Origin of the sequence: Methanosarcina sp. A14 (genome assembly GCF_001729375.1) — an archaeon.
Classification (GTDB): domain Archaea; phylum Halobacteriota; class Methanosarcinia; order Methanosarcinales; family Methanosarcinaceae; genus Methanosarcina; species Methanosarcina barkeri.
Window position 1 is genome coordinate 1 of sequence record NZ_LZPK01000190.1, and the last position, 5,296, is coordinate 5,296.

At 39.0% G+C, this 5,296-nt stretch carries 6 protein-coding genes; 2 read left to right on the forward strand and 4 right to left on the reverse strand.

The window, feature by feature from the left end:
- Window positions 1–311: hypothetical protein (locus A9239_RS19495; RefSeq protein ID WP_176722126.1), on the forward strand; the 311-nt coding region annotated here is incomplete at its 5' end.
- 94 nt (window positions 312–405) lie between these two features.
- Here A9239_RS19495 and A9239_RS19500 read toward each other — a convergent pair.
- The 3 genes from A9239_RS19500 to A9239_RS09760 all read right to left on the reverse strand — a co-directional run bounded on the left by A9239_RS19500 (window position 406) and on the right by A9239_RS09760 (window position 2,262).
- Window positions 406–546, reverse strand: coding sequence for a hypothetical protein (locus tag A9239_RS19500; RefSeq protein ID WP_155396440.1), 141 nt, complete (start codon window positions 544–546; stop codon window positions 406–408).
- Window positions 547–704: 158 nt separating this feature from the next.
- A complete protein-coding gene (locus A9239_RS09755) occupies window positions 705–1,628 on the reverse strand; it encodes a DUF2119 domain-containing protein (RefSeq protein WP_329957078.1) in 924 nt (307 codons plus the stop codon).
- A complete protein-coding gene (locus A9239_RS09760) occupies window positions 1,552–2,262 on the reverse strand; it encodes a S4 domain-containing protein (RefSeq protein WP_048116756.1) in 711 nt (236 codons plus the stop codon). Before A9239_RS09760 ends, A9239_RS09755 begins: the two co-directional genes overlap by 77 nt.
- 733 nt (window positions 2,263–2,995) lie before the next feature.
- Here A9239_RS09760 and A9239_RS09765 point away from each other — a divergent pair.
- Window positions 2,996–3,976, forward strand: a complete 981-nt coding sequence (locus A9239_RS09765; protein WP_275042319.1) for a bile acid:sodium symporter family protein — start codon at window positions 2,996–2,998, stop codon at window positions 3,974–3,976.
- A 1,044-nt stretch (window positions 3,977–5,020) separates the two neighbouring features.
- On the opposite strand, the gene A9239_RS09775 is transcribed toward A9239_RS09765, so the two are convergent.
- A partial coding sequence (locus A9239_RS09775) for a PKD domain-containing protein (protein WP_141706425.1) occupies window positions 5,021–5,296 on the reverse strand: 276 nt, incomplete at its 5' end.

Here is a 5,296-nt window from a genome sequence, read left to right on the forward strand (position 1 = left end):
CAGCTCCTGAAAGTGATGACACAACATCCGGTGACACAAGCCTTCCCACTGAATCTGAAGTATTAACATTTGTAAATGATTATCAAGGGGTAAGTGACTTTATAGAAACTGTTTCAGGAGATTCGGAATCTTATCATCCTGAGTGGAAATGGGATATATGGCAAGATCAGTATGGAAATAGATTGATAAGCTTCTACTACTACCAAAATAATCCCAAAGGATATGACAGCACCTATTTTGACAGCGAAGGAAACATAATTTCAACAAAGGATTTGGAGTTAACATTGGTGAATAGTTACAAAGGAGCTTAAAGGGATATTCAAATTGAAATATCTCTTTTTACTTTTTTGTCTGTTCAGCAGGAAAGCTTTCAGACAGCGTTGACCTACGGTTTCAATTCTTGTTTTAATGGATTTCTTCGGGAATGAGTAAAACATCATCACAAATAACATCATACTCAACACCAATCCACACTATCGAACTTATAGGTATGATCAGTGGACAGGATTTGGAATCTGCAACCGTGTGAAGCCACGTTTGAGTCAAAACAGTTGGTGTCCCCTACGGGCTTACGGGCAAAAGTAGAAGAATTATGTATATATAATGATTTAGAGGCTAGAACTTGATAAGACCAGATATGACAAGCAGGAGGTCCGGCAAGAGATTTCCTGGTATCATAAGGATCTGAACAGAATCAAAGAGATTCAGATTTCTCCGTAAAACCGCAGGTAATCTTCCATTGCCTTTTTCGCCTGAGCAGGATATTCTTTTTTCATATATTCAATGAATTCGTCCCTTGATTGAATTTCCTTAAGAACCTCAAGCATACGGGCGGCAAATTTTCTTGATTCCATACTTCCTTTTCGGAGTTCAAAAGAAAGGCAAAGAGCCTCTTTTGGAAAATACTTTCTTCTAACCCAGGGAGAAACAGAACCAAGTAGTACTCCTTCTTTGAGGATGCTGTAAGCAGGCACTCCTATGAGTTCGAGTCTGTGCTTTCCGGCCAGTTTTTCAAGATTTTCACCGGAATAGGAATGAAGCTCAATGTAAATTTCGGGCTTTAATTCTTCAATCGCCCTGATGATCTTTTTTCCGGTTTCGGGATAGTAATCCGGGTTCAGGGTTGAAATGTACTTCCCGCAGTCTACAAGTGGAATCAGAGCCAGAGAACCGGTTTTTGGAGGTTTAATGCCTTTCAGAAGTCCAGTCGTATCTTTCCATTCATCTCCGTGAAGGCCTGCAACAAAGAGTCGAACTGGTCTTTCGTGGCCGTAAATTTTCATTCTGGCATCAGGATACGAATCTGATCGCATTTCTGTGCATTCGTGGTTGCTGAAAAAAGAATCCCTTGAACTCTCTTTTCCTTTAGAATTTTCTATTGTTTCAGAACTCTTTATTGTTTCAGAACTCTTTATTGTTTCAGAACTCTTTGTTGCTTTAGAATTCTCTATTGCTTCAGATTTCTCTATTCCGCCTGAATTCTCTATTGCTTCAGACTTCTCTATTCCACATGAATTTTCTATCCTGTCAGTATTCATCAGTTTTGAGGCCTCAAAACTCATTTTTTTCGGGCTGAGCTTCTGTGAGTGGCTCTTTCTTTTCGGGCAGGGATTTTCTTGTGACCACATAAATTTCCTGTTTTTTGGGATTGATAACCTGCTGAATTTCAAGTCCAAGGTTCTCTATTTTACTCAGGATCGGTTTTGGGTTCTTCTTTTTAGGAATTTTGATGACCTGAAGCAGCTTTCCTTCGGGTTTCAGCAGAGGCAGCACTCTCGAAAGAGCCTTGATTGAGTCCTCAGGTTCCAGGGTCATATCCGAAAGAATCACATCCACGGGTTCTTCTGAAAGCAAATTCAGGGGTATGGTGAAGACATCTCCGAATATTACCTCAACATTTTCCTTTTCATATGCAATTTTTCCAAGTTCGCTCCTGAAGTCCTTGCTGAATTCTATGCCTTTTATATGGCCTACAATTTCCGAGGCAAAAAGAAGAAAGCCGCCTGCGCTGGAGCCAAGGTCAAGCACTTTATCTCCAGGCTTAAGAATTCCACTTTCCTCCTGAATAAGCTTGAGTTTGAAATAGCCCTGAGGCTGGTCAAGGCCCTCAGTAACTTCTATTATATCATCAGTAGACACATCTTTGGAGGCTTTTGTTACTGCCGCGCCGTTTACCTTAACATTTCCGGCAAGGATAGCCGACTTGGCTCGTCCCCTTGATTTAAAATAGCCCATATCTACAAGGTATGCATCCAGTCTCATGGGACATTGTATCGGCAGAGCCTGTATATATAGATAGTATAGATAGCAAGTCGGTGAATGTTGGAATATTCAATTCTGGGAAATCCTGGCAGTTGTTCTAATTTTTAAAAATAAAAAAGTCATTTTTCCTATATTAACAGTTCTCAGAATAGCCGCATTAAAGCTGAAATAAGATAGTGGTTTTAGTTTAATGTTCAAACTGAAGACTATTTTATGTCCTGAGTTGATGATGAACAGGTAAAAATCTTATACCCGGTACATTTGTCATTTATGTGTTCGATTATATACGAGGTTTAAGAGCAGGGCACGTACAGAGCTTCGAAATTATATACAGTTTCAGTATCTATTGTAAAGAAATAGATATATTTTTAAACAATAATTTTTTATTTACTTTGTAATTAAGGCTTATATTCAGGTCTTTATTTCAATAAAAGGTATTTTTTTCAAAAAAGGTACTTTTTAAAACGAGGTACTTTTGAAAAAAAGTACTTTTCAACACAAAGCATTTCTAAAAATGAAGTGTGCATAAAGTCCTGTTTATAAATCATATTAATTGTACGAGTTTAATTTATTGAACTTAGTAATTTATTGAACTTACTTAATTTATTGAACTTACTTAATTTATTGAACTTACTTAATTTATTGAACTTACTTAATTTATTGAACTTACTTAACTAACCTCTAATGCTTATGCTTCAGGCATGCGGCTCCATCCTGCAAATCTGGTGAGATAGTGTATCAAAAAATACTTCAAAAATTTACGTCTCTGTTTCCCCTCTGGGCGGTTCTCTTATCTGCTGTTGCATATGTTTATCCTGAGTACTTTGCTCCCCATCAGGGACTTATTGTACCTTTTCTAAGCCTTATTATGCTTGGGATGGGTATCACTCTCTCGGTGGACAGTTTCCTTGCAGTATTGAAGAGACCTTCAGCAGTCATCCTAGGCACCTTGATGCAGTACACAGTTATGCCGCTTGCAGCCTGGATAGTTTGCCTGGTTCTGAAGCTTCCACCTGATCTGGCTGCGGGCGTGATCCTGCTGGGCTGCTGTCCGGGCGGTACGGCTTCGAATGTGATATCTTATCTAGCGAAAGCCGACGTGGCTCTTTCAATAGTGCTTACCTCGGTTTCTACCCTTCTCGCTTTTCTAGCAACGCCTTTCCTTACTTGGGTTCTTATAGGTCAGACCGTGGAAGTCGATGTCATGGGTATGCTTGTGAGCGTTGTAAAGGTGGTAATTGTGCCTGTTGTGCTCGGGCTTGCAATCAACTACTTCTTTGAAAAAAAGATAAACGCAGTGAAGGATGTCTTTCCGGCAATCTCAGCCGCAGCCATAGTAATTATCATCGCGGTGATTATAGGGACAAACAGTGCGAATCTTGGAAAGAGCGGCCCGCTGGTACTGCTTGCAGTGATCCTGCATAATGGGCTTGGCCTTGCAGGTGGTTATGGGGTTTCAAAGGCCCTGGGGTTCAGCGAGACCGAAGCAAGGACTATTGCAATAGAGGTTGGAATGCAAAATTCCGGCCTTAGCGTCGCTCTTGCGATAAAACATTTCACAGCAGCAGCCGCGCTTCCGGGTGCGATATTTAGTATATGGCACAACCTGTCCGGAGCTTTCCTTGCAGGACACTGGTCAAAAAAGAGTATATCCGTTCCTGATGAAAGTAAGGTGCCTTCCAAAAAGGGCATCCATAGTAAGAAATTGGGGTGAAATCTGGAGATTTCACAAAAAGAGGTTGGGAAGCAGGAAAAATCTGGTGATCTCACATAAGTTCCCAGGATTTTTCCTGTATTCATCTAATTTTCTTACATGCGTCTTTGGTTAAGTGAGAAATCGTGATAAATTGTCTTCAGTTCCACAACATTTATTAAATATTATAATAGATTATGTGGCGAAACGTGGTATTGATTTCATGTAAACAGGCCAAAATTTAAGGCAGGTTTCTAATGCAAAATTGATAGTTTTCAGGAAAGAAAATTTCTTAACCAATGGCCAGCGAATTTAATTCTCTTGAAACTGATTCTACACTTTCCCTAAACTTCTGAATGCTACTTTTTGAATTCTTAATTCTAATAAAGTTTCCACTTTGTTCTCCACTTTCAGTCAGTATACAGGCTTCATGCACATTCCTTTCAGCCTATATCTGTTTTATAAAAATTAATTATAAAAGTAAAGCTGCATATTATCCTTTATACGATTTACTGGGACTTTTATGGTGAACTTGTGAGTTTAGAATAAACCCGGGTTCAGAGATAGCGGATCAATTATCCATCACGTTTGATCAGTTGTTTTCCACCAAATCAGGATATGAACAACTGGATGAAAGAATAGCTAAGATGAAGGAGAACAAGAAACATTTATTGAATATACTGATTTTACTAGAGTTTCCGCTGCATTGTTATGTAGCGGAACTGGCGGCGAGAGCAAAGGTCAGAAAATGGGATGTGAACTTTCAAACCATAACAGAGGAAGTAACAAAGACAAATGACACATTTATGACGATTGTTCAGACATGATGATTGTTCAGACAGCAAAGAAACTAGGTGTAAGTGCATATTAGTACATATGTGATAGAGTCGGCAGTACATTTGAGATGCCATCTCTGGCTCAACTCATCAGAGAAAAAAGTTCATTGAGTGAAAATTGAAAGTTGAGAGCTTTTCACTCAATTTGAAGAGGACACACAAAGAGTTATAAAAAACTCCCCACTCCTCTTTCTACTTGATCCGTTTTACTTTTTAACTAAGGAGCTCATTACTTTTTTACTGTAATATATCCTGAAATGGTTTTAGTATTAATGCCAGCAGTATTCTTTACTGTTAAACTGACAGTATATGTTCCTGCTTTTGAATACTTGTGAACCGGATTCTTAGCGAATGACTTTGATCCGTCTCCAAAGTCCCATTTCCATGCAGCAAGTGTTCCTGTGCTTTTGTCAGTAAATTTTACATTCAGTGGAGACTTTCCTGAAGTAGGAGAGGCTGAAAAGGCAGCAACTGGTTTTGTTACAACTTTTATATATTTTGTTTT

What these genes read in the sequence shown, in the direction of transcription:
- A9239_RS09760 (WP_048116756.1), bottom strand. Translation starts at nt 2,262, where the DNA reads ATGAGACTGGATGCATACCTTGTAGATATGGGCTATTTTAAATCAAGG.
- A9239_RS09755 (WP_329957078.1), bottom strand. Translation starts at nt 1,628, where the DNA reads ATGTGGTCACAAGAAAATCCCTGCCCGAAAAGAAAGAGCCACTCACAG.